Source organism: Pseudomonas sp. B21-021 (assembly GCF_024749205.1).
Classification (GTDB): Bacteria; Pseudomonadota; Gammaproteobacteria; order Pseudomonadales; family Pseudomonadaceae; genus Aquipseudomonas; species Aquipseudomonas paraglycinae.
In genome coordinates this window covers 3,674,008-3,697,917 of the sequence record NZ_CP087192.1, presented here as the reverse complement: position 1 = coordinate 3,697,917, position 23,910 = coordinate 3,674,008, and the positions used below count along the sequence as shown (strand labels likewise).

The window sequence follows — 23,910 nt, the reverse complement described above, 5'->3', positions numbered from 1 at the left end:
TGCGGGAAAAAATTGGACCGTTATTTCGGCGGAGGCTGTCAGTTTTACCTGACAACCTCCGCCATTTTCTTTCTGACTATTGAGCTACAGCGCTCAGCCGCTTACGTCTTCACCTCAACATGATCCAGCGCCTGATTCACCGCCAACTCGCTCAACATCACCAACTGCGCAATCCCGATCGCAGTCTTGCGATGGGCAGGCTCCAGCGTGGCGGCAAAGTTGTTGAGCATTTCGCTGGCCGATCCCAGTGATTCGCTGGCGTTGGCCAGCAGGGATTCAGTGTTGTAGGCCGGGTTGGCCAGGTACATGGGATCGTGTTTGTGGTGGCTGCCCATGATGCGTTGTTGCGGGGTGAGGTAGTGGTCGAGGGCGCGTTCGGCGGCTTCGTTGAGGGTTCGGGAGTCGGGGAATTTGTAGGGGGAAACCGGATCGGTTTCTGGTGGGTTTGGTGTTGGTTTGAACATAGATGTAGCTCCATATGGGACTCAAGGAGCCATCACTCTCGCTACCAAACGAGTGGTGGTGGCCATACGAAGGTTGGTAGACCGGCCCATATGGAAAATCCGGCGCGCCCGAGAGCGCCCTGCGCATGGCCACCATAAGACGGATGCCGAAATGGCATCTGCGCTAGGTGACGTTATGCGTCATATGGGAGGTCGGGCTACCAAACCCGATCACTGTTTTTCAGTGACCCGGAAAAGATAAGACCCTCGCACTAGACGCACAAGCCGGCGGATTCTGGCGTAGTCGTAGGTAATGACGCAAGGTTGTGTAGCCTTGGGGAAGTAACGGTGGGTGTCTTTTAAACGGGGTTTTTGGGGTGGGTAAACGGGTGGTTCAACAAGCGGCCCTCACCCCAGCCCTCTCCCGGAGGGAGAGGGGGCCGACGGAGGTGTCTTGCGCTTTACATCGACCTGAGAGACCGAGTTGATTATGGATTCAACGCGGTATATGCAGGTTGGTTTAGATCTTTAGGTGGGTGTCGGAAATGTCCCACGCTGATTCATTTGCCATCGAGGGGGCCGACATTTAGGGCGGGCTCGGGCTAGGGATTTTCGGGGCGGCTTAGCAACGTCTCCAGCCTCGCCAACGGCGGCGCCTCCTGGCTACGATCAAAGACTTGCACCCCAACCTTGAGCAACCGCCCATTCTCCGCCCCCCCAATCACCTGCTCACACCGCAACAACAACCTCCCTTGATCACACTCCACCGCCTTAACCCCCATCGGCAATCGCCCCTCCAACCGCAATTCCGCCATCCGACTCTGCGCCGCAATCATCGCAATCGAGCGATCTCGCAAAACCCCGCTGCTCTGCGTCATCAACCCCGCCACACGAACAGCGGCGGACATGGCCACGGCGATGATCGCCAGCGCGACGAGCACTTCAATCAGGGTGAATCCGGCTTGCTGGGAGGGTGTGCGCATCGGGGTCTCGGGCGGTCGGGCAGCCCTTGACGCTAACGCCCGTGCTTGACGGCTTGACGACGAAAACACCCGAGGATTTTCAACATCCCTGACATATCTTCTTGCAACACTGCGCGTCGAATCGAATCAAGCCAGGGAATGACGAGATGGATATCGCGCAGTTCAAACAGCCCAGTCGACCGAGCCGGATGCCCCGTGGGCAGCAGGGTTTTACGCTGATCGAGATCATGGTGGTCGTGGTGATTCTCGGGATTCTGGCGGCGATGGTGGTGCCCAAGGTGCTCGACCGGCCGGATCAGGCGCGGGCCACGGCGGCGAAGCAGGACATTGGCGGGTTGATGCAGGCGCTGAAGCTGTATCGCCTCGATCACGGCACTTACCCGAGCCAGAGCCAGGGCCTGAAGGTGCTGGTGGAGCGGCCGGCCGATGCGAAGAACACCAACTGGCGCTCGTATCTGGAGCGCCTGCCGAATGACCCGTGGGGTCGTCCTTATCAGTACCTCAATCCCGGTGCCAACGGCGAGATCGACATCTTTTCCCTCGGCGCCGACGGCCAGCCTGACGGCGATGGCGTGAATGCCGACATCGGTTCCTGGCAGTTGTAAGGCCGGTCATGAACAGCCAATCGAACCAGCAGGGGATGGCGATCATCAGTGCGCTGCTGATCGCGGCGGTGGTCGCGGTGATCGCTGCCGGCATGCTGACGCGCCAGAGCGTTTCGACCCGTGCGCTGGAGGCCGAACAACTGCGCGTGCAAGGCCGTTGGGTGTTGCACGGCGGGTTGGAGATCAGCCGGCAATTGTTGTGGGATGCGCGGCAGCGCGATCCGCTGACCCGACTCGATCAACCTTGGGCGCAGCTGTTGAACACCCAGGGTTTCGAGGGGCGGCTGGAGGACGAGCAGGGCAAGTTCAACCTGCGCAATCTGGTGGCCAACGAGCGGATCGATGATGCGCAGGTGCAGGCGTTCGAGCGCTTGTGCGAGTTGGTTGGTGTCAGCAGCGGCTTGAGCCGGCGCATCAGTCAGCGGGTGATCGGCTCTTATCCGCACCTGTTGAATGCCCAAGTGGTGGACAAGCCTGTGGCGAAAAACACCTTCGACAGTGGGCGCGCCACGTCGCCGTCCGCGACGCGCAAACCGCAACCGCCGACTTTGCCGATGCTGCGCACGCTTGACGATTTGCGCAGTGTCGACGGGGTCAACGATGCGCTGTTGGCGAAACTCGCGCCGTACCTGACGGTGATTCCGGCGACCACCTGGCTCAACGGCAACACCGCCACGGCGCCAGTGCTGGCGGCTTATGTGCCGGGGCTGTCGCTGGAGCGGGCGCAGGCGTTGATCAATGAGCGTGACGCCGGGCGCTGGTTTATCAATCGCGGGGATTTCGTCAATCGCCTGCGACTACCGCAATTGGAGATCACCAGCGTCAAGGTTGGCATCACCAGCGACTGGTTTCGGCTGCGCGGGCAGGCGCGGCGGGATCAGCGGCGGGTCAGCCTCGATGCGTTGTTGCATCGCAGTCAGGATCAGTTGCCGCAAGTGATCTGGTCGCGGGTGGGCGTATGAGCCAGTTGCGCGTGAGTTTGCCGCCGCTGGCGGAGCTGAGTCTCGACAGTGAAGTGGATTGTGCGTGGCTGGATCGTCAGGGGCAGGTCGTGCGCCAGGAACGCGTACGGCTCGGCGCGCTGCCGAAGCAACCGCTGGTGTGCTTTCTGCACCCGTCGGACAGCCTGCTGGCGAGCATTGATTTGCCGCCGCTGCCCGCGAACAAAACCGCTGCGGCGGTGCAATGTGCGGCGCAGGCCTTGATGCTCGGCGACAGCGCCAAGATGCACATCGCCCACAGCGCTCGCAATGAAAGCGGCCAGGTGCAGATTGCCTGGGTATCACGCAAGGATTTGCAGCACCTCGGGCAGTTCGGCTTGAACCTCAAAGGCCTGTACCCGGCGGCCTACAGCTTGCCGGTGATGGCCGGCGGCGTCGGCTGCTTGCACGACGATCATCTGTTGTTGCGTAACGGCCCGAATGCGGCGCAGGTGCAGCCGATGATCGATGAAGCGTGGCTGCTGGAAACCGGTCTGCCGGCGCACTGGATCGGTGACGGCGCGCCTGAGGCGGTGCAATCGATATTGGCCGATATGCAGCAAAACACCGGCCCATTGCCGAATTGGGGCCTGCACAGCGGCCTCCAGCAACCGGGCACCGAGCATCGCGGTTGGAGCAGGGCGCTCGGTTGCTGTGCGCTGGCCTTGGCGGTGTGGGTGATCGGTTTGAATCTGTACGCCGCCCGCGAGGCTGGGCAGGGCCAGCAGCTCAAGGCGCAGATGGCGCAGCGGGTGAAGCAGGCGTTCCCCGAATTGCCGGTGATCCTCAATCCGCTGCAACAGGCGCGGCAGCAAATCGCGGCGCGCCAGCAAGGCGCGGTGGATGCGCCGGGGCAGGATTTCACGCGGCTGGTGTCGCAGGCCGGCAGTGGCATGCCGTCCATGGCGGGCACGGTGCAGCGGCTGGAGTTTGTCGACGGCGCGCTGCAACTGAGCCTGCTGCCCGAGGCCCGTCGTTCGGGCAACGACAAGGATTGGCAAGGCACGCTGGCCCAGGCCGGCATCAGCATCAGCTCGAATGACGACGGCTGGGTCCTGCGCCCGGCCGGCGAGGCGACCGCCGGCACCGACAACGACGACAGCAGCGGAGCCGAAGATGAATAGCCCATCGCTTGCGAAATACCGCGCCAGTTGGCAGCGCTTCAATGCTCAGTTGCAGGCCCGTTGGCAGCCGCTGGCCTTGCGGGAAAAACGCATGGTCGGCGGCATGGCGGCGCTGTTGCTGGGGCTGTTTGTGTGGGTGGCTCTGATTCAGCCGCCGCTGAAGAAGATCGCCGCCTCGCAAGTCGAAACGCCAAAACTGCGAGCCCAGGCCGAAGCGCTGGAAGTGCTGTTGCGCGACGTCAGCGTGCGCCCCGACGGGCAGAACCTGGAGCAGTCGCTGCAGCAAACCTTGCAGGCCAGCGGACTCGGCGGCCATTACCAATTGGCGGCCGCGTCCGCCGGTTGGCAGTTGACCTTCGACGCGGCACCGGCCGACGCCGTACTCGACTGGCTGCTGAGCCAGCCCCGGAATTTTTCACTGCAAGTGGTCGAGGCCCGTCTGCAACGCGCAGACGACGGCGCGACCGATGACACCGCCGGCACTCTGTCGGGCACCGTACGCATGGATCAGGCGCTGGGCGCTAAGGAAGCTTCATGAAGGGGTCAGGATCCAAACGCATGGCGTTGCCGATGCTGTTGATGGCATTGAGCGCGTGCAGCAACACCACACCACCGAATCAACCGCCGCTGCTCGTGGACAGCGAACTCGGCCGGCCGCTGGCCAACACCCAGCGCAGTGGCGACGCGGTGCTCGACCGCGAGCGGGCGCAGGCTCAGGCAAGACCTGCGCCGAAGCAATTGCACAACATCACCGAACGCGCTCGCAGTGGCGGGTCGGCGCGGGGCACGACGTTGCCGGCCAATCCGTTGGGCGATCAACCGGTGACGCTGAATTTCGTCGATGCGGATATTCAAGCGGTGGTGCGCGCGTTGTCGCGCTCCACCGGCCAGCAGTTTCTGGTGGATCCTCGGGTCAAGGGCAATCTGACGTTGGTCTCCGAAGGCCAGGTGCCGGCGCATCAGGCTTACGACATGTTGCTGGCGGCGCTGCGCATGCAGGGTTTCAGCGTGGTGGATGTCGGCGGCGTGGCGCAGGTGGTGCCGGAGGCCGACGCCAAGTTGCTCGGCGGGCCGATTTACAGCGCCGATAAACCGGCCGGCAACGGCATGCTGACTCGCACGTTCCGCTTGCAATACGAGAACGCGGTGAACCTGATCCCGGTGCTGCGCCCGATCGTGTCGCCGAACAATCCGATCAACGCCTATCCCGGCAACAACACCATCGTCGTCACCGACTATGCGGAAAACCTGACGCGGGTCGCGCAGTTGATTCAGGGCATCGACACCCCGAGCGCCATCGACACCGACGTGGTGCAGATCCAGAACGGCATCGCCGCCGACATCGCGCCGATGGTCGCTGACCTGCTCGACGCACCGGGCAATGACCCGACGCAGAAAATCGCGGTGATCGGCGACCCGCGCTCCAACACCATCATCATCCGCGCCGGCAGTCCCGAGCGCACGGAGCTGGCGCGCAACCTGATCTACAAACTCGACAACGCCCAGAGCAACCCGAGCAATCTGCACGTGGTGTATCTGCGCAACGCTCAGGCCGGCAAACTGGCCCAGGCCCTGCGCGGATTGTTGACCGGCGAGAGCGACAGCGGCACCAGCGACAACGCGCGCTCGGTGCTCAGCAACATGGGCAGCTCCACCAACTCGGGCGGCGGGCAGAACGGCCAGAGCGGCACGCAAACCAACGGCAGTACTTCGACCTCCAACAGCGGCAGCACCGGCGGCAGCTACGCCCAGGGCAGCAGCGCCACCAGCGGCAGCGGCAACGCGCAAAGCAGCGAACAGAACGTGGCCTTCAGCGCCGGCGGCGTGACTATTCAGGCGGACGCGACCACCAACACCTTGCTGATTTCCGCGCCGGAGCCGTTGTACCGCAACCTGCGCGAAGTCATCGATCTGCTCGACCAGCGCCGCGCGCAAGTAGTAATCGAAAGCCTGATCGTCGAAGTCGGCGAGGACGACGCCAGCGAATTCGGCGTGCAATGGCAGACCGGCAACCTCGGCGGCAAAGGCGTGATCGGCGGCGCCAACCTTGGTGGTTCGGGGATCAACGTCAACGGCAAGACCAGCCTCGATGTGCTGCCGCAAGGCCTCAACCTCGGCTACGTCAACGGCACCGTCGATATCCCCGGCATCGGCAAGATCCTCGACCTGAATGTGCTGGCCCGGGCCCTGAAGAGCAAGGGCGGGACCAACGTGCTGTCGACGCCGAACCTGCTGACCCTGGACAACGAAGCGGCGAGCATTTTTGTCGGCCAGACCATCCCGTTTGTCAGCGGCAGCTACGTCACCGGCGGTGGAGGCACCAGCAACAACCCGTTCCAGACCGTGACCCGCGAAGAGGTCGGTCTGAAACTCAACGTGCGGCCGCAGATTTCCGAGGGCGGCACGGTCAAGCTCGACATCTATCAGGAAGTCAGCAGCATCGACGAACGCGCCTCGGCAGCGGCCAACTCGGCGGGGATCGTCACCAGTAAGCGCGCGCTCGACACCAGCATCCTGCTCGACGACGGGCAGATCATGGTGCTCGGCGGCCTGCTGCAGGACGGCTACAGCCAGAGCAATGACGCGGTGCCATGGTTGTCGAACATTCCGGGGATTGGCGCACTGTTTCGCAACGAGCGCCGCTCGATCACCAAGACCAACCTGATGGTGTTCCTGCGCCCGTACATCATTCGCGACAGCGCGGCGGGGCGCAGCATCACGCTTAACCGCTACGACTTCATGCGCCGCGCTCAGGGCGGTCTGCAACCGGAGCGCAGTTGGGCGATGCCGGACATGCAGGCGCCGCAATTGCCGGCCACTGCCCAAGGCGTGCCGGCGCCGGTGTCCGGCCCGCGCGCGACCATCAAAGCGGTGCCGCTGCAATGAGCGCATTGCCTTACGCCTGGGCCAAGGCGCAGCGGATTCTGCTGCGCGACGGCGTGCTGACGGTGTGCCCGTCGACGCCGGGCTGGTCGATCAGCGAGGTGCGCCGGCAGTTCGGCGCGGCGAAGCTTGAGCGGGTGCGCGATGACGAACTCGACGGCTTGCTCGCCACGGCCTATGCCGATACCGGCAGCGCGGCAGCGGTGGTCGGTGCGGCGGAGAACGAAGTCGACCTCGACCGCCTGATGCAGGACATGCCGGAAATCACCGACCTGCTCGACACTCAGGACGGTGCGCCGGTGATCCGCATGATCAACGCCTTGCTCACCCAAGCGGCGCGGGACGAGGCCAGCGACATTCACATCGAACCGTTCGAAACCCATTCGGTGGTGCGCTACCGGGTCGACGGCACGCTGCGTGATGTGGTGTCGCCGCGCAAGGCGTTGCACGGTGCGCTGGTGTCGCGGATCAAGATCATGGCTCAGCTCGATATCGCCGAAAAACGCCTGCCGCAGGACGGCCGCATTGCGTTGCGCGTAGCGGGCCGGCCGATCGACATTCGTGTTTCCACCGTGCCCACCGGTCATGGCGAGCGGGTGGTGATGCGTCTTCTGGACAAGCAGGCCGGGCGCCTGCATCTCGAAACGTTGGGCATGGACGCGCAAGTGCTGGCCAAACTCGATCACCTGATCCGCCAGCCCCACGGCATCGTGCTGGTCACCGGCCCGACCGGTAGCGGCAAGACGACGAGTTTGTACGCGGCGCTGGCGCGACTGGATGCGAGCACCAGCAATATCCTCACCGTGGAAGACCCGGTGGAATACGACCTGCCGGGCATCAGCCAGATTCAGGTCAACGCCAAGATCGACATGACTTTTGCCTTGGCATTGCGGGCGATTCTGCGGCAGGACCCGGACATCATCATGATCGGCGAGATCCGCGACCTCGAAACCGCGCAGATCGCGGTGCAGGCTTCGCTGACCGGTCACCTGGTGCTCGCGACCCTGCACACCAACGACGCGGTGTCGGCGGTCAACCGTTTGGTCGACATGGGCGTCGAGCCGTTTCTGCTGGCCTCGTCGATGCTCGGTGTTTTGGCCCAGCGATTGGTGCGACGGCTGTGCAATCAGTGCAAACAGGAAGACCCGGCCACGCCCGGCACCTGGCGCCCGGTGGGTTGTGCGGCGTGCAATCACACCGGCTACAGCGGTCGAACCGGCATTCACGAATTGTTCTGCATCGATGACGACATCCGCACGCTGATCCACCAAGGGGCAGGGGAGCAGGCCTTGCGCGCAGCGGCGAGCAAGGCCGGGATGTTCAGCCTGCGCGAGGACGGCGAGCGCTGGATTCGCAGCGGTGCCACGGCGCCGGAAGAAATCCTTCGTGTGACACGGGACGCCTGATGAATCGCTATCGTTTTGAGGCCGCCGATGCCAGCGGCAAGATCGAATCCGGGCATCTGGAGGCGGAGAGTCAGGGCGCCGCGTTTGGCGTGCTGCGCGGTCGTGGTTTGACGGCGTTGTCGGTGGAGAAGGAAAGCAACGTCTCTCAGCACGGCGGCGGTGGAATGTTCAGTGCCAGGCTGTCGGATAACGATCTGGCCTGGGCGACGCGGCAACTGTCGAGCCTGCTCGGCGCCAGTCTGCCGCTGGAGGCTGCGCTGAGTGCCACGGTCGAACAGGCCGAGAAAAAGCACATCGCCCACACCCTCAGCGCCGTACGCGCCGATGTGCGCAGCGGCATGCGTCTGGCCGAAGCGCTGGCGGCGCGGCCACGGGATTTTCCCGAGATTTACCGGGCGCTGATTGCGGCGGGCGAGGAGTCCGGTGATCTGGCGCAGGTGATGGAGCGGCTGGCGGATTACATCGAGGAGCGCAACAACCTGCGCGGCAAGATTCTCACCGCGTTCATTTATCCGGGCGTGGTCGGGCTCGTGTCGATCGGTATTGTGATTTTCCTGCTGAGTTATGTCGTGCCGCAGGTGGTCAGCGCGTTTTCCCAGGCGCGGCAGGATCTGCCGGGGCTGACTTTGGCGATGCTCAATGCCAGTGATTTCATCCGGGCCTGGGGCTGGTTGTGCGCGGGCGTCATGGCCGGCGCGTTCTGGAGCTGGCGTCTGTATTTGCGCAATCCGGCGGCTCGCTTGAGCTGGCATCATCGGGTGCTGAAGCTGCCGCTGATCGGGCGGTTTGTGCTGGGGCTGAACACCGCACGGTTTGCCTCGACGCTGGCGATTCTCGGCGGCGCCGGGGTGCCGTTGTTGCGGGCACTGGAGGCGGCGCGGCAGACCTTGTCGAATGATCGCTTGAGCCTGAGCGTCAATGAGGCCACCGCCAAGGTCCGGGAGGGCGTCAACCTGGCGGCAGCGCTGAAAGTAGAGAACGTGTTTCCGCCGGTGCTGATTCACCTGATCGCCAGCGGCGAGAAAACCGGCGCGCTGCCGCCGATGCTTGAACGTGCTGCACAAACCCTGTCTCGCGATATCGAACGCCGGGCGATGGGCATGACTGCGTTGCTGGAGCCGTTGATGATTGTGGTGATGGGCGGGGTGGTGTTGGTGATCGTGATGGCGGTGTTGTTGCCGATCATCGAGATCAACCAACTGGTGCAGTAGGGGTGTGTCTCTTGGTTTGATGTTGTCTGTTCCGGCTCCTTCGCGAGCAAGCCCGCTCCCACATTTGAAATACATACTCCTGTGGGAGCGGGCTTGCTCCGGGCGGCGATCCGACGAAGAGGCCGGTCAGAGCAATAAATAATTCAGGTTTTTTTCAGCGGCCTCAGCATCACCCGACCCTCATTCCCCCCATCCTCGGGTTCTCCTTTCTGTCATCTGCAACGGCCCTTCAAGGGCTGTGGCCGATTCCCTCGAAAAGCCCGCCGCAGACACTCCGCACAACCACCAGAACACCCGAGAAAATCCCTCGAAAATCAGCCTGCACCTCCCGAGGTTTTTTCCTTTATCTGTCACCGGAAACTGCGAATTTCTCAGTGCGACTTAACCACGGACCCCGCTTGCGAAGGTCGGCGGTGAGTCTTCCCTGTGTCATGCAAGTCCCCTGAAAACCTGTGTTCACAACCAACGTTGAAAAGGAGATTCTTCATGTTCAAGCGCACTCTGATCGCAGCTTCCCTGACCGTTGCCGCTCTGGCTTCCGCTCAAGCCATGGCCGTTACCGGTGGTGGTGCAACCCTGCCAGCCGCTCTGTACAAAGGTTCGTCCGACAGCATCCTGCCAGCCAACTTCAGCTACGCAGCCATCGGCAGCGGCGGTGGCAAGACCGCTTTCCTGACCAACAACCCGGCTGGCTTCAGCACCACTGGCACTGTGCACTTCGCCGGTAGCGACTCGATCCTCAGCGCTTCGGAACTCAGCACCTACAGCAGCACCTACGGCGCTTCGTTCGGTCCGCTGATTCAACTGCCTTCGGTTGCCACTTCGGTTGCCATCCCTTACAAAAAAGCCGGTCAGACCGCTCTGAACCTGACCAGCGCTCAACTGTGCGACGTGTTCTCCGGCGCCAAAACCACTTGGGGTGCTCTGTTGGGCACTTCCGATACCACCGCCATCCGCGTTGTTTATCGCAACGTTTCCAGCGGCACTTCGGAAATTCTGACCCGTCACCTGAACGCCGTCTGCCCGACTCAGTTCGCCACCAACACCACTTTCACCGCCGCTCGTATCGGTGGCATCGCGCTGCCTTCGAACTGGGTCGGCGTTGCCAACACTTCCGATGTCGCCACTGCCGTGAACGCAGTTGACGGCTCCATCGGTTACGTCGGTCCGGACGGTGTCGATGCCACCAGCAACGCTGTTGTTGCCCGCGTCAACGGTGTTCAGCCGACTTCGGCCAACGTCAACCTGGCACTGGCATCGGTTACCGCTCCTTCGACCGCTGCCCAGGCTGCCAACCCGGCCAACTGGTCGCCAGTGGTTGCCAACCCGGCTCTGGGTTACAAGCTCGCTGCCTACACCAACTTCATCTTCGGTCAGTGCTACAAGGATGCAGCCGTGGCCGCCGACGTCAAAGCCTTCCTGACCAAGCACTACAGCATCCCGGGCAACAACGCCGCGACTCAGGCTCACAAGTTCGTCGCAGTGCCTGATTCCTGGAAAAACGCTGTAACCGCCAACTTCATCACCAACACCTCGGGCAACAACCTGGACATCAACAACACCACCGTGTGCAACACCATCGGTCGTCCTTTGTAAGCTCGCGCAGTCGTAACAGAAATGGCGGCAACCTTCGGGTTGCCGCCATTTTTTTTGGCTGGATACACCTCAATCATGAAGTTTGTGTGACATCCGTTCGGTCGCGCCCCTCGCCAACTGCCTATGACGTAACAGCAGGTTTTTGCATGCCTGCGGCCTTGTGTGGCAATCAAAAAGGATCTCGTAGTGATGCTCGCTCGCCCATCCCGTCGTCGTACCAGCGTTCTGTCCTCCAAGCGTGAAACCGTCGAGCCGTCGCTGTGGTTGCTCAAACCGTTGGCGCACGCGGTGGCGTTGTGTCTGGTGGCGGGCAGTGCGCAGGCGCAGACGGCGTTCAGTTCGGGCTGGTTTGCTGCCAAGGGCGCGGCGCAACAGGCTGCGGCGGCGCGTCCGAGCGTGGGTGGCTTGCCTGGAATGACACCGCCGCTGGCCCAGCAGCAGAAGGCCAATGCGCAGTTGCAGCGCTCGATTCAGACCCTTAACAACACGGTCGCCGCGATTGCCGCGCAACAGGCGGCGCAGGCGGCCGGGCGCGCCGCGGCATTGGGCACGGTGCAGTTCGTGCCTGACGGCCTGGGCGAAGGCGGTCTGAAAGTCGACAACAGCCTGACCCAGGGCTGGCAGAACGCGAAAGGCCCGCAGCAGACCCAGGTCGATGGCAAGACCACGGTGAAGATCGAGCAGACTGCCGACAAGGCAATCCTCAACTGGGAAACCTTCAACGTCGGCCGCAACACCACGGTCGATTTTGCCCAGCAGTCGAACTGGGCAGTGCTCAACCGGGTCAACGATCCAAACGCCCGGGCCAGCCAGATTCAAGGCCAGATCAAGGGCAACGGCACGGTGATGCTGATCAACCGCAACGGCATCGTGTTCAGCGGCAGCAGTCAGGTGAACGTGCGCAATCTGGTAGCGGCAGCGGCGAACATCACCGATATCCAGTTCCGTGATCGGGGTCTGTATTTCGACAGCACCGGCAGTCAGCCGACCTTCACCGATGCGGCCGGCAAAGTGCTGGTGGAGCGCGGTGCCTCGATTGAAACCCATAAACCGTCGGCTTCCACCGATGCCGGAGGCTATGCGCTGCTGCTCGGCAACGAAGTGCAGAACAACGGCAGCATCAGCACTGCCAAGGGTCAGACCGTGCTGGCCGCCGGTGACCGTTTCTACATCCGCAAGGGCTCGGGCACTGAAGGCAATGCGCTGTCGACCACCTTTGGCAGTGAAGTTATTCCGGGCTTCAAGGCCGGTGCTGTTGCGGGCAGGGTCAGCAACAACGGGCTGATTCAGTCCGCTACGGGCGACATCACCCTGACCGGTCATGAGGTGGTGCAAAACGGCGTATTGCTCGCCAGCACGTCAGTGGCGACGCGGGGCACGATTCACCTTTCCAACCCGAGCACCGATAACAACGGCAGTGTGACGCTGGGGCAGGGCAGTGCCACGGCGATCATGCTCGACAGCAGCGACATGACCGCCCTCGACAGTCAGCATCAGGCCGCGCTGACGGGCGTCACAGCCAACAACCGGATCCGTGGCGACCAGTCGCGTATCGAGATCCAGAGCGGCGGTAGTGTCGAGTTCCAGAATGGCTCCATCACTCTGGCCACAGGCGGCCAGGTCGCGGTCAGCGCGCAGCGTCGCAGTCTGGTGCGTGACGGCGCGATGATCGATGTGTCCGGTGCCATCGGCGTCAAGGTGGCGATGGAAAACAACAGCATCAAGATCAACGTGCAGGGCAACGAGCAGCGTGATGCGTCGGTCAACCGCGAGAAGGGCGCGCTCAACAGCAACGACATCTGGGTCGATGTGCGCGAGCTGGTGTATGTGCCGGCCGGCACCAACGGCTATGCCACGGATCGCTGGTACACCGCCGGCGGCTTGCTGGAAGTCGGTGGTTATCTCGGCACCCAGGGTCACAGCGTCGGCGAGTGGATGGCGCAGGGTGGCACGGTGAGTTTCGCCGGCAACGACGTGGTCACCGAAAAGGGTTCGCTGATCAACCTGTCCGGCGGCACCCTGGATGTACAGAGCGGGCAGATCCGCCAGAGCTGGCTGCGTGGCGCAGACGGGCGCTTGTACGAAGTCTCTCGTGCGCCGGGGGATCTGCTCTACACCGGCTTGTACAAAGGTTATGAAGACAACAGCGAGCGCTGGGGCCAGACCAGCTACTTCTACAACCCGCTGATCGCCCCGCGTTCGCGCTTCGAGTCGGGTTACACCGTGGGCCGCGATGCCGGGCAACTGGTGATTTCCACTGCCAGCGCCGTGCTCGATGGGCAGATGATCGGTGATGTGTACCAGGGCGAGCGGCAGAATCAGGCGCCGAAACCGGTGCTCGACGGTTATCAGCAGAGTCAGACCGCACTGGCCCGGCGTGCGCAATTGATTGTCGGCAGTTACGACCCGACCTTCGTCGCGGCGTCGAACGGCCTGCTCTACAGCCTCAATCCATTGCTCGATCAGGTACAGATCGGTGGCACGCGCCCGGTCGCCGGCAATGATCTTGACTTGACCGGCGCGGTGTCCGATACCCGCAAGGGCAAGCTGTATCTCGACAACGATCAGCTCAACGGATTCCGCCTCGGTGCGCTCAAGGTTTCGGCCAAGGATCAGATCGCCGTTGACGGTGCGCTTACGGTCGACAGCGGTGGCGACATCACCCTCTACGCCCCGGATGTGCAGGTCGGCGCCGATCTGACTGCACGCGGTGGCAGTCTGCGTCTGGGCAACGTACTCAATCAGTTCAATGGCGGTACAAACACCGACACTCGCCTGGTGGCCAAAACCGACAAAGCGACGCAAACCCGCATCGCCGAAGGCGTGCTTCTCGACACCCGAGGCCTATGGAGCAACCTGCGCACCAATCCGGACGATAACGCCAGCCTGGCGTATCTGAACGGTGGCCTGATATCGATCCGCAGCAGCGGCGATATCGACGTCGCTGCCGGCAGCCTGCTCGACGTTTCTTCCGGTGGCGCTGTGCTTGCCAATGGCAAGACCCGGGGTGGCAAGGGCGGCGACCTGACGCTGGAGTCGAGCGCTATTTCCGCGCCAGGCAAAACCCGTCTGAACCTCGACGGCGAACTGCGTGGGTACGGCGTCACGGGCGGCGGCACCCTGACGGTGCAAGCCAACAAAATACTCATCGGGCAAACGGACAAAACCCTGGCGGACAACACCCTGCAACTGTCCGCCGATTTGTTCGGCAAAGGATTCTCCGCCTACAACCTGATCGGCCTGAGCGGACTCGACGTTGCCGAAGGCACCGCAATCGACGTGAACATGCCGGTCTACCGTTTCGGCAACGCGGCACCGAACGTGATCAGCAGCGTTGATCCGCGTACGGCGCTGGAGCTGTGGACTCCGACGCTGTTCCAGGAAAACCCGACCAAGGGCGTTCTGACTCAACGCGCCGGTGCCAGCCTGACGTTGCAAGGTGGCGCGACATTGGACGACCTGATCGATGCCGCCAACAGCACCCTGACGCTGGGCCGTGGCTCGCGCATCAGCGTCGACCCGGGACAAAGCATCAAACTGCGTGGCGCCGGGCAGATCACCGTCGATGGTGAGCTATATGCAAGGGGCGGCACGATTGACATCCGTCAGCAACAGTTCGGCTCGATCAAGCCGGCGACGTCCATCCTGGTTGCCGATCCGAAGGCCCACGACCGTTCGATCTGGATCGGTGAACAGGCCGTGCTGGATGTATCCGGACAAGTCAGTACCGCAACGGACGTTCTGGGGCGCACGTATGGTCAGGTGGGCAAGGGCGGCAGCATCGTCATCGGCGGCGAGATCGACTCGAAACTCGCCACAGCCACCGCTGCCGATGCTTACGTGATCGTACGACCAGGCGCACGGCTGGATGCCTCGGGTGCAGAGGCGTTGCTCGATATCGCCGGCCAGGGTCCGACCCGCATCGCTACTGACGGTGGTCGCATCAGCCTGAGTTCTTACAACGGTCTGTTCATCGAAGGCAGTCTGCGTGCGGTGGCGGGTGGTCTCGGGGCCGCTGGAGGACGTCTGGACATTGCCCTGGAATCACCGTTGTACGCGGACTCTGCGGACAACAAGGTGCGAGCGCCAAGGGAGATGATCATTGCTCAAGGCGCGGCTGATCAGCGATTGGGATCGGATCTGGAACCCGGCCATAGCGCTGACGGTTTGCGCTATGGGCAGGCGCGCTTGAGTGCCGATGGTTTGATGAGTGGTGGTTTCGATAACCTGAGTCTGCTCAGCAACGGTCTGCTGTCGTTCGACGGTGACGTGAATCTGCACATGAATCAGAGCCTGAGCCTGTATGCGGGCGCCTTGTCTCTGGCCGAGTCGTCGAACGATGCAACGCGTGTCGATGTCAGCGCACCCTATCTGCGTCTGTCCGGAGTCGGCACCTACTACGGCATCGTCGGTAAGGTTCGACCTCAGGCAACACTCAATCCGACGACCCGACTGTCAGAGGCCAGCTTCAATGCATCAGCGAATCTGCTGGATCTGAGCAACGGTCTGTCGTTCGGTACCCAGGGCGTGATCCGGCAAGTCAGCGGACCTGCCGCTGAATACAGCCGAAGGGCTTTTGGCCAGGTATCGCTCGACAGCAGCGGTGATCTGCGTTTCCTGGCACAGACCGATGGCGCGGAGAAGACCCGCCTGTGGACGCCGGGTGACTTGAGCCTTGGCGCTGCACAGATTTATCCCGCCAGCGGCGTCCAGGCTGAAGTGCGTGTCGGTTATCAGGGCTCGATTACGGCGCCGGCGCACACGTTGCGCATCAGCGGACGGGGTGCGGCGCCCGTTGCATTGCCGTACTCGGTGTTCGGCAAGTTGAGTCTGTATGGCGGATACGTCGAGCAGGGAGGGGTGATTCGCGCACCGCTGGGCCAGATTTCCCTGGGTGACGACCTGCTGACCCAGACCCGCGAGGTTCATCTGCTTCCCGGCAGCCTGACCTCGGTCAGCGCTGCCGGCCTGGTCATGCCGTATGGTGGCACCACCGATGGCATCGACTACCTTTACAACGGCAAGTCCGTCGCCCTTGAGGGGATCACGGGCGAGAACACAGGCGTGGCAATCCGCTCGCAATTCATTGACGTACAGAGCGGCGCGGTGATTGACCTTTCGGGCGGTGGCGATCTGCGCGGCGCCGGTTTCGTTTCCGGGCGTGGCGGCTCGACCGATGCGCGTTTCAACCCGCTGGTACGCAACGCCGCTGACGGTACGTTCAGCTTGCCGGGGCTGGCAAGCAACCCTGTCTACGCCATTGTTCCGGGCAATCAGAGTACCTACGCGCCCGTGCTCGCCGAAGCCGGTGCGGTGGACCCGCGTATCGGCCAGCAAATCACCCTTGGCAGCGGTGTGCCGGGGCTGCCGGCGGGCACTTACACACTGTTGCCTTCTACCTTCGCGCTGCTGCCCGGCGCGTTCCGGGTCGAGGTCAATGGTCAGGCCGCGCCAGGCGCGACGGCAGGCTCTTTGCAAATGCGCAATGGGTCGTGGACCAGCAACGCACAGATGTCGATTGCCAATACCGGGCTGCGCGACAGTCTGGCCAGTCAGGTCATTCTGACGTCGGCTGACGTGTTGCGCCGTTATTCGCAGTACAACGAAACCGGATTCACTGCATTTATCCAGAGCGACGCCGCGCGCCGTGGCGTGCCAAGGGCGTTGGCACCGATGGATGGCAAGACGCTGGATTTGCGTCTTGTCGCGGGTGGCAAGCAAGACATTGCGCTTCAGTTCGCGGGTAGCGCGTTATTCGCGGCAGCCGAAAATGGCAGGGTTGGCACAGCGGTGGTACGCAGTGGCAACGCCGGCGCAGATTTTGAAATCCTGGGTGCAGGGCATGCACCTACTGAGGGTTTCAAAGGCGTCTCTCTCTATGCCGATACCCTGAACAACCTGAATGCAGGACGTCTGACCGTCGGTGCAATGCCGAATGTGCGGTACACCGTGGAAGGTAATCTCATCGGTTTCCTGGGTGATAACTCCAGCATCGTTCTGCGTGAAGGAGCCGTGTTGTCGGCGCCGGAAGTCCTGTTGCGCACGACGTCGGGCGCCGGCGGGATAACGGTCGAGGCGGGGGCGGGCATCAATACGCTGGGACGCGGCAATGTCGCCTATGACTCCGCGGATGGCTATCTCTATAAACCGGGGGCCGCCAGCATGTTGTTGGTGTCCAACGGCTGGACCAACGTGCTGGCACCCGACCTCGGCAGCGGCGGCAACGTTCGTATCGGCAGCTGCGCGTCGGGCGCATGCAGCAACCCGGCGCTGCTTTATTCCAATGGCAGCATTACCGCCGCCACCAACGATCAGTTCGAGCTGGGTGAGACAGTACGTTTCGGTACCCGACACCTGGCGCTCGCCGTTGGCGCGGTGAATGTCGGTAATGCAGCGTCGCTGGCGGCGGCAGGCAACCGCGTACCCAATGGCCTGGTACTGAACCCGACTGTGCTTGACCGCCTGTTACGCGGCGACACCCAGTATGGTGCGCCAGCTCTTGAAACCCTGAGCCTGACCGCTCGCGATGCAATCAACTTCTTTGGCAGCGTGACCCTCGATACGCTGGATCCGCAGACCGGTCAGAGCAAGTTGCAGAATCTGTTACTCGTGACACCTGCGATTTACGGCTTGGGCGATGCCAATGATATGGCGACCATCCGTACCAGCAATCTGATCTGGAACGGTGCCACTCAAAACCCGGGTACGGTGATCAAAGAGGGGGCCGGCACCGGAAAGGGCACGCTGGATATTCAGGCGCAACGCATCGAGCTGGGTTACGGGCCGATGCCACAACCCAATGGTCTGGATCAGAACAATCGTCTGGCGCTGGGTTTTGCCAACGTCAATCTTAGCGCCAGCGACCGTATCACCGCCAATCACAAAGGCAGCCTGGCGGTTTATCAGCAGCAGGGCGTTTACGACCCGGTCAAAGGCTACACCTACAGTGGCGGCAATCTGAATCTGCGCACACCGTTGCTGACCGGTGAAGCGGCATCGGTCAGTCTGCTCAAGGCCGGCAACAGCCTGACGCTCAGTGGCGCCGGGGCTGTCGGAGTGGCCAATGCCTTGGGGGCGGAGTTGAACCTTGAAGCCCGCGACGTCGTGCTCGACAGCCGTATCGCATTGGCCAGCGGCAAGCTGACGGTGAAGTCCGAGGGCGATCTGACCCTGGGCAGCGGAGCCGTGCTGGATATGGCCGGGCGCACCTTGCCGTTCAACGATGTCAGCAAGTACAGCTGGGGCGGCGATGTTTCGCTGTACAGCGCCAACGGAAATATCCGTCAGGCTGCGGGCTCGCGCATCGATCTGTCGGCGCAGAACAATCAGGCCGGCAACCTCAGCGTCGTCGCATTGGCGGACGCAGCCGGGATGGTCGACCTGCAAGGCGAGATTGTCGGCGGTAGCAGCGGTTACTACGACGCCGGGGGCACGTTGGTGCCGTACAAGGCCGGGGGCGTGGACATTCGTGCTCAACGCCTGGGCGGTGACGCCACTGAGCAGTTCGCGGCGCTCAATCAGCGGTTGAACGCAGGTCAGGTGTTCGGCAGTCGCAGCCTGCAACTCAAGCAGGGCAATCTGGTGATCGGCGACGGTCTCAAGGCTGGCGAAGTCAATGTGTCGGTGGACAATGGCAGCCTGACGGTGGCCGGTCTGATCGATGCCAGCGGTGAACGTGTCGGCAGCATTCGTCTGTCGGCGAAAAACGGTCTGACCCTCGCGGGCAACAGCGTGCTCGATGCCCATGGTCGCGTGCTGCGGGTGGACAGCTACGGCAAGATCATCGATGCGCCGAACCGTGCCACGGTCGAACTCGGTTCCGGCGATGGCGTGCTCACGCTGGGCAGCGGCGCACGCATCGACCTGCGTCACGGCACCGATGCCGTGCCCGGTTTCCTCGCAGGGCAACATGACGGAATGCTGCGCGGCACGCTGGAACTGAACGCGCCACGCCTGGGCAGCAATGACATCGCCATCGACGCCAGTGGTGCGCTGACCATTCAGGGCGCGCGTTCTATCGGGCTCAATGGTGTGCGCCGTTACACCGATGCCCGTGATGGTGTCGATCAGGCCGTCAGCGGGCGGCCTTATCAGGTCATCGATCAAGCCATGCTCGATCGCATTCACGGTGACAGCAACAACTTCATCAACGCCGCGCTGGGCAACAGCGATCTGCTGCAACGCAAACTGGCCGGGCTGAACAACGCCACCTACGCCGATGCATTCCATCTGCGGCCGGGCGTGGAAATCGCCAGCAAGACTGCCGACGGTGATCTGGTGGTGGAGGGCGATCTGGACCTTTCGGGCTATCGCTACGCCAGTCTCAATCCGCACACGCGGCTGAACCCTGCCGTTTACGGTTCAGGGGAGGCCGGCAGCCTGGTGATCCGTGCCGGCGGCAACCTCGATATTTACGGCAGCATCAACGACGGCTTCGCCCCGCCACCGGAAACCGTCGATGATGCCGGTTGGAAACTGATTGCCGGTGTACAGCCGTTTGGCGGCGATCTGATCGTTCCGGGCACCGGTGTTTCGCTGGCCGAGGGGACGAGGTTCCCGGTGGGTGCAACGCTGAACTATGACGTGGCGATTCAGAGTGCGACCTTCGCCAGCGGTACGTTGCTGCCAGGTCAGGTGACCTTGAAAGAATCCTATACCTTCAGCGCCGGTACGGTGCTGGCTGGCGCCATTCACGACCAGAACGGCAATCTGCTGTACGCCGCAGGAACATTGCTCAGCGACAGCGTGACCATGCCAGCCACTACGCGTCTGGGTGCAGGCATTCGCCTGAACAAGGCGACCGCACTGGACGCGATGACCTGGCCCAAGGGCGTGCCGCTTCCCGGGACTGTCGATGCAGACACCGGCAACACTGGCGGCGTTCTGTTGAGCGGTTCACTGGCCTTGTTGCGCGGGTCGCTGATTCCGTCAATGACGGACGTGAAGCTGGCCGACGGTACGTCACTGATCGAGTTGCGCCCGTTCAATGGTACGCAGCAGGGCAAGAACTGGGCAGTGGCGAGCATGTTGCCGTCGGGCAGTGCGTCGTGGTCGATGCGTGTGGTGGCCGGTGCCGATCTTGAGGCCGCCGATAACCGCATGGTCAAACCGGTGACCAGCGAAGGCAATTTGCGACTGGCGGATACGCACTATGGCGTGACGGTCACTCAAGGTGCCGCGAAACTGGTCTGGGCCGTCGGCAACCAGTATGGCTTCCCCGCCTATGAACCGATCCCCGAGGAGTACCTGATTCTGTGCGAGATCGGCCCTGGCGATTGCGCGCCGATGGCACGCTGGGTCTGGGCACCGGGCAGTGGCATGGGCGCCGATTACGAGCCCGTTCCGGATGACTACCTGATCCTCTGCGAACTGATGCCGGAATTGTGCCTGGAAAACAATCCGCAAAAATCCGCCAAGGCTCACACCCAGATGTTCAGTGTGCTGCGCACCGGTACGGGCGATCTCGACTTGATCGCGGCGGGCAATCTGAGCATGGACTCGCCTTTTGGTGTGTACACCGCAGGGACGCAGTCGGCCAATGTCGATCCGCTCTATAACCAGCCACGCGGGCACCTTTCCGATACCAACTCGGTTCTGGGCAGCACGGGGGCCGACTACGAAAAATGGGTCAACGGTGGTACTGACAGCCTCTATCAGGCCTGGTACCCACAGCTGGGCGGTAACCTCACGGTCAATGCCGGTGGATCGATTTCCGGCGACTCGGTAGGGCATAAAGAGCAAACCACTTCCGGCGGTTTCCGCGACCAGATCGCCAGCGTCGCCGTCGGTAACTGGCTGTGGCGCCAGGGGACGGGCAGCGCCGATGTTCCAACCGCCTGGTGGATCAACTTCGGCAGTTACATCACTCAGCCGATACCGAACTCAACCAGCACCGATCCGTACCTGGTGGGGTTTACCGGTTTTGGTACGCTGGGCGGCGGCAACATCAGTTTGCGCGCCGGGGCTGACGCGGGCCTGTTGAAGCCCATGGGCGATTCGCGCAATTACCTGCGCAGTCAAGGGCTGATCGTGGCAGTCGGCAGCACAGGCAGAATCGGCAGCGATGGTAGCGTGCAGATGACCGGTGGCGGTGACATGGATATCCGCATAGGCGGTCAGCTCAACCCGTCGCTGCAAGCCCGGGCGGGTGATACCGGCACGGCGCGACCATTCCACGATCTGCAAGGTGCGCTGATCAACCTGCGCGGCGCGGCACAATTGAGTGGCGGGGCTGTGGGCGGAATTGATCTGCAATACGGCGCGGCCTCGCAATTTAATGACCCGCGGGAGACGCGCGCTTTCGATCCGTTTACTTCCACGCTCAGCAAAGCTTCCGGTGGCCTGGTATTGATTCCCGGCGACTCGGGCATGAGCCTGAGCACCCGTGGCGATCTGGTGTTGGGCGGGGCCGGCGATCCGGGGCGAGTGAGCCTGCAGAACGCAACCCCTGTTTTCGACAGCAATGGGGACATCCAGAGAGGCGGGATCCTGAGCGGTTTTTCGTTGTGGACCGACCATACGGCGATCGACTTGTTTTCGGCGGGGGGCAATCTCACGCCCAGTACGCAGATCGCAGAGTTCGACGGTTCCAACAATCTGATCACTGGGCGAAACACTTCGCCTACGGACGGCCGGTTCGTCTATCCCTCCATCCTTCGGGCAGTGGCGGGGCAGGGGTCCATTTATGCCGGTCCGTCCGCCGCTTTTGACGGCGGACTTGGCAACAACCCGTTTAAAGCCTATTCGTTGCTGCTGGCGCCGGCGCAGTCAGGTCAGCTGGAATTGTTGGCGGGTGACTCGATCTACGCGGGTGGCTATGCGATCAATCAATCCGGTGCCAGTCCTTTGGCCATCGCTACACCATTCAATCCGGCGTTCAATCGCTTTGATGCCAATTCACCAGGCTCACTGGTGGCCAGCAATTACAGCCGCGACGGTGTTGTTCCGGACGGAAACACGCGTTACCCGCTGTTCGCATTCGGCCCCAACAGCTATTCGGGATTGAGCAATGTTCAGCAGCCTGCACGCTTCTATGCGTTGACCGGTGATCTTGTGGGTGTACGCACAGGTGAGACCTTGAATTTCGAAATATCCAAACGTACCTGGTATGAGGCCGCCGGGCCGGTCTGGATGATCGCCGGTCGTGACATCGTCGCGTCAGGGACCAATCTTGGACAGCCAACCTCCGTGCAGCCCGAAGAGATGGGTATCAACCGCGAAAACATCACGTCCACCGGCAACCTGTTCGTCCACAATGACCCACGAGACGTATCGCGGGTGTCGGCGGGTCGCGACATTCTCTACAGCAGCTTCGATATCGCCGGGCCCGGTGTCCTCGATATCAATGCAGGGCGTAACATCCTCATGGAAAACCGCGCCAGCATCACCAGCCTCGGCTCGCTGGTCGCAGGCGATAAACAACCGGGCGCCAGCGTGGTATTGCAGGCGGGGGCCGGGGCGCAAGGTCCGGATTATTCGCGGTTCATCGCCCGTTACCTGAACCCGCAGAACCTCGCCGACCCGAATGCGTCGCTTAACGGGCAACCGGGCAAAGTGGTCAAGACTTACCTCGACGAGCTGCAGAGCTGGCTGACCCTCGGCTATGGCTTCAGCGGCAACGCCGAACAGGCGCAAGCCTTCTTCGCCGCGTTGCCAAGTGCCGAGCAGGCGATCTTCGCCCGCCAGGTGTACTTCGCCGAATTGCGAGCCGGTGGCCTGGAATACAACGACGCCGATGGCCCGCGCAAAGGCAGTTATCTGCGCGGTCGCAACGCCATTGCTTCGTTGTTCCCGACTACCGATGTGGCCGGCAATCCGATCCGCTACGACGGCGACATCACTCTTTATGGAGGCGCCGGGGTCAAGACGCTGTTCGGCGGCGATATTCAGATGCTCACGCCGGGCGGTGGTCAGGTGTTCGGCATTGAAGGCGCGGCGCCGCCCTCGACGGCGGGGATCATCACCCAGGGCTCGGGCAACATTCAGCTCTACTCCGAGGGCAGCATTCTGCTCGGACAGAGCCGGATCATGACCACGTTTGGTGGCTCGATTCTCGGCTGGTCCGCCGAGGGTGACATCAACGCCGGTCGCGGTTCGAAAACCACTGTGGTCTACACCCCGCCGAAACGCGTGTACGACACCTGGGGCAACGTGACCCTGTCGCCATCTGTGCCGAGCACCGGCGCCGGTATCGCTACGCTCAACCCGATTGCCGAAGTGGCCCCGGGGGACATCGACCTGATCGCGCCGCTGGGCACCATCGATGCGGGCGAGGCGGGGATTCGCGTCTCGGGCAACGTCAACATTGCTGCGCTGACGGTGGTCAACGCCGCCAACATCTCGGTGCAGGGCAAGGCGACCGGCGTGCCGGTGGTTTTGGCGGTCAACACCGGGGCGATCACCTCTGCCAGCTCCGCTGCATCGTCGGCAACCCAGGCGGCGGAAGACGTCGCCCGTCAGCAGCAAGCCGCGTCGCGCCAGAACCAGGCCTCGGTATTCACCGTGCAGGTGCTCAGCTTCGGCAACGAACAACTGGCCCCGACCCGCGACGGTGCCAGCCGCGCACCGACACCGGGCTACAACCCCAACAGCCCGGTGCAGGTGCTGGGCGCCGGGGCGCTGGATGAACAGGCGAAACAGCAGCTGACCGAAGAGGAGCGGGGGCAGCTGACGTTGTAAA

11 protein-coding genes are annotated in these 23,910 nt (G+C 62.6%); 9 read left to right on the top strand and 2 right to left on the bottom strand.

Annotated features, from left to right (window positions below; all coding sequences use genetic code 11):
- Positions 1-101: 101 nt before the first annotated feature.
- Entirely contained in the window at positions 102-464 is a 363-nt protein-coding gene (locus LOY31_RS16390; RefSeq protein ID WP_011333718.1) for a DUF6124 family protein, read from the bottom strand.
- A 581-nt stretch (positions 465-1,045) separates the two neighbouring features.
- A complete protein-coding gene (gene gspI / locus LOY31_RS16385) occupies positions 1,046-1,426 on the bottom strand; it encodes a type II secretion system minor pseudopilin GspI (protein ID WP_258711862.1) in 381 nt (126 codons plus the stop codon).
- A 146-nt stretch (positions 1,427-1,572) separates the two neighbouring features.
- Here gspI and gspG point away from each other — a divergent pair, with 146 nt between their 5' ends.
- From gspG to LOY31_RS16340, 9 genes are all read left to right on the top strand, one after another.
- Positions 1,573-2,031 carry a type II secretion system major pseudopilin GspG gene (gspG, locus tag LOY31_RS16380; RefSeq protein WP_085610505.1) on the top strand — a complete coding sequence of 153 codons (459 nt, stop codon included), beginning with the start codon at positions 1,573-1,575 and terminating at the stop codon, positions 2,029-2,031.
- 8 nt (positions 2,032-2,039) lie between these two features.
- Positions 2,040-2,993 (top strand): type II secretion system minor pseudopilin GspK, encoded by a 954-nt coding sequence (gene gspK / locus LOY31_RS16375; protein WP_258711861.1) that lies wholly within the window; start codon positions 2,040-2,042, stop codon positions 2,991-2,993.
- Positions 2,990-4,135 carry a type II secretion system protein GspL gene (gene gspL, locus LOY31_RS16370; RefSeq protein WP_258711860.1) on the top strand — a complete coding sequence of 382 codons (1,146 nt, stop codon included), beginning with the start codon at positions 2,990-2,992 and terminating at the stop codon, positions 4,133-4,135. The genes gspK and gspL overlap by 4 nt, the downstream gene beginning before the upstream one ends.
- The gene (locus LOY31_RS16365; protein WP_258711859.1) at positions 4,128-4,673 is read left to right on the top strand and encodes a type II secretion system protein M; all 546 of its coding nucleotides are present in this window, start codon (positions 4,128-4,130) and stop codon (positions 4,671-4,673) included. The genes gspL and LOY31_RS16365 overlap by 8 nt, the downstream gene beginning before the upstream one ends.
- Positions 4,670-7,021: a type II secretion system secretin GspD gene (gene gspD / locus LOY31_RS16360; protein ID WP_258711858.1), complete on the top strand. Its 2,352-nt coding sequence runs from the start codon at positions 4,670-4,672 to the stop codon at positions 7,019-7,021. The genes LOY31_RS16365 and gspD overlap by 4 nt, the downstream gene beginning before the upstream one ends.
- Positions 7,018-8,424, top strand: coding sequence for a type II secretion system ATPase GspE (gene gspE / locus LOY31_RS16355; protein ID WP_039768906.1), 1,407 nt, complete (start codon positions 7,018-7,020; stop codon positions 8,422-8,424). Before gspD ends, gspE begins: the two co-directional genes overlap by 4 nt.
- Positions 8,424-9,635 carry a type II secretion system inner membrane protein GspF gene (gene gspF / locus LOY31_RS16350; RefSeq protein WP_007959395.1) on the top strand — a complete coding sequence of 404 codons (1,212 nt, stop codon included), beginning with the start codon at positions 8,424-8,426 and terminating at the stop codon, positions 9,633-9,635. The genes gspE and gspF overlap by 1 nt, the downstream gene beginning before the upstream one ends.
- Positions 9,636-10,121: 486 nt before the next feature.
- Entirely contained in the window at positions 10,122-11,231 is a 1,110-nt protein-coding gene (locus LOY31_RS16345; protein WP_258711857.1) for a substrate-binding domain-containing protein, read from the top strand.
- Between the two features lie 189 nt (positions 11,232-11,420).
- Positions 11,421-23,909 (top strand): filamentous haemagglutinin family protein, encoded by a 12,489-nt coding sequence (locus tag LOY31_RS16340; protein WP_258711856.1) that lies wholly within the window; start codon positions 11,421-11,423, stop codon positions 23,907-23,909.
- Position 23,910: the final 1 nt, after the last annotated feature.

Coding starts and splice junctions, on each gene's coding strand:
- gspL (WP_258711860.1), top strand. CDS start 2,990: ATGAGCCAGTTGCGCGTGAGTTTGCCGCCGCTGGCGGAGCTGAGTCTC.
- gspK (WP_258711861.1), top strand. CDS start 2,040: ATGAACAGCCAATCGAACCAGCAGGGGATGGCGATCATCAGTGCGCTG.
- LOY31_RS16340 (WP_258711856.1), top strand. CDS start 11,421: ATGCTCGCTCGCCCATCCCGTCGTCGTACCAGCGTTCTGTCCTCCAAG.
- LOY31_RS16390 (WP_011333718.1), bottom strand. CDS start 464: ATGTTCAAACCAACACCAAACCCACCAGAAACCGATCCGGTTTCCCCC.
- gspF (WP_007959395.1), top strand. CDS start 8,424: ATGAATCGCTATCGTTTTGAGGCCGCCGATGCCAGCGGCAAGATCGAA.
- LOY31_RS16365 (WP_258711859.1), top strand. CDS start 4,128: ATGAATAGCCCATCGCTTGCGAAATACCGCGCCAGTTGGCAGCGCTTC.
- gspE (WP_039768906.1), top strand. CDS start 7,018: ATGAGCGCATTGCCTTACGCCTGGGCCAAGGCGCAGCGGATTCTGCTG.
- gspI (WP_258711862.1), bottom strand. CDS start 1,426: ATGCGCACACCCTCCCAGCAAGCCGGATTCACCCTGATTGAAGTGCTC.
- gspD (WP_258711858.1), top strand. CDS start 4,670: ATGAAGGGGTCAGGATCCAAACGCATGGCGTTGCCGATGCTGTTGATG.
- gspG (WP_085610505.1), top strand. CDS start 1,573: ATGGATATCGCGCAGTTCAAACAGCCCAGTCGACCGAGCCGGATGCCC.
- LOY31_RS16345 (WP_258711857.1), top strand. CDS start 10,122: ATGTTCAAGCGCACTCTGATCGCAGCTTCCCTGACCGTTGCCGCTCTG.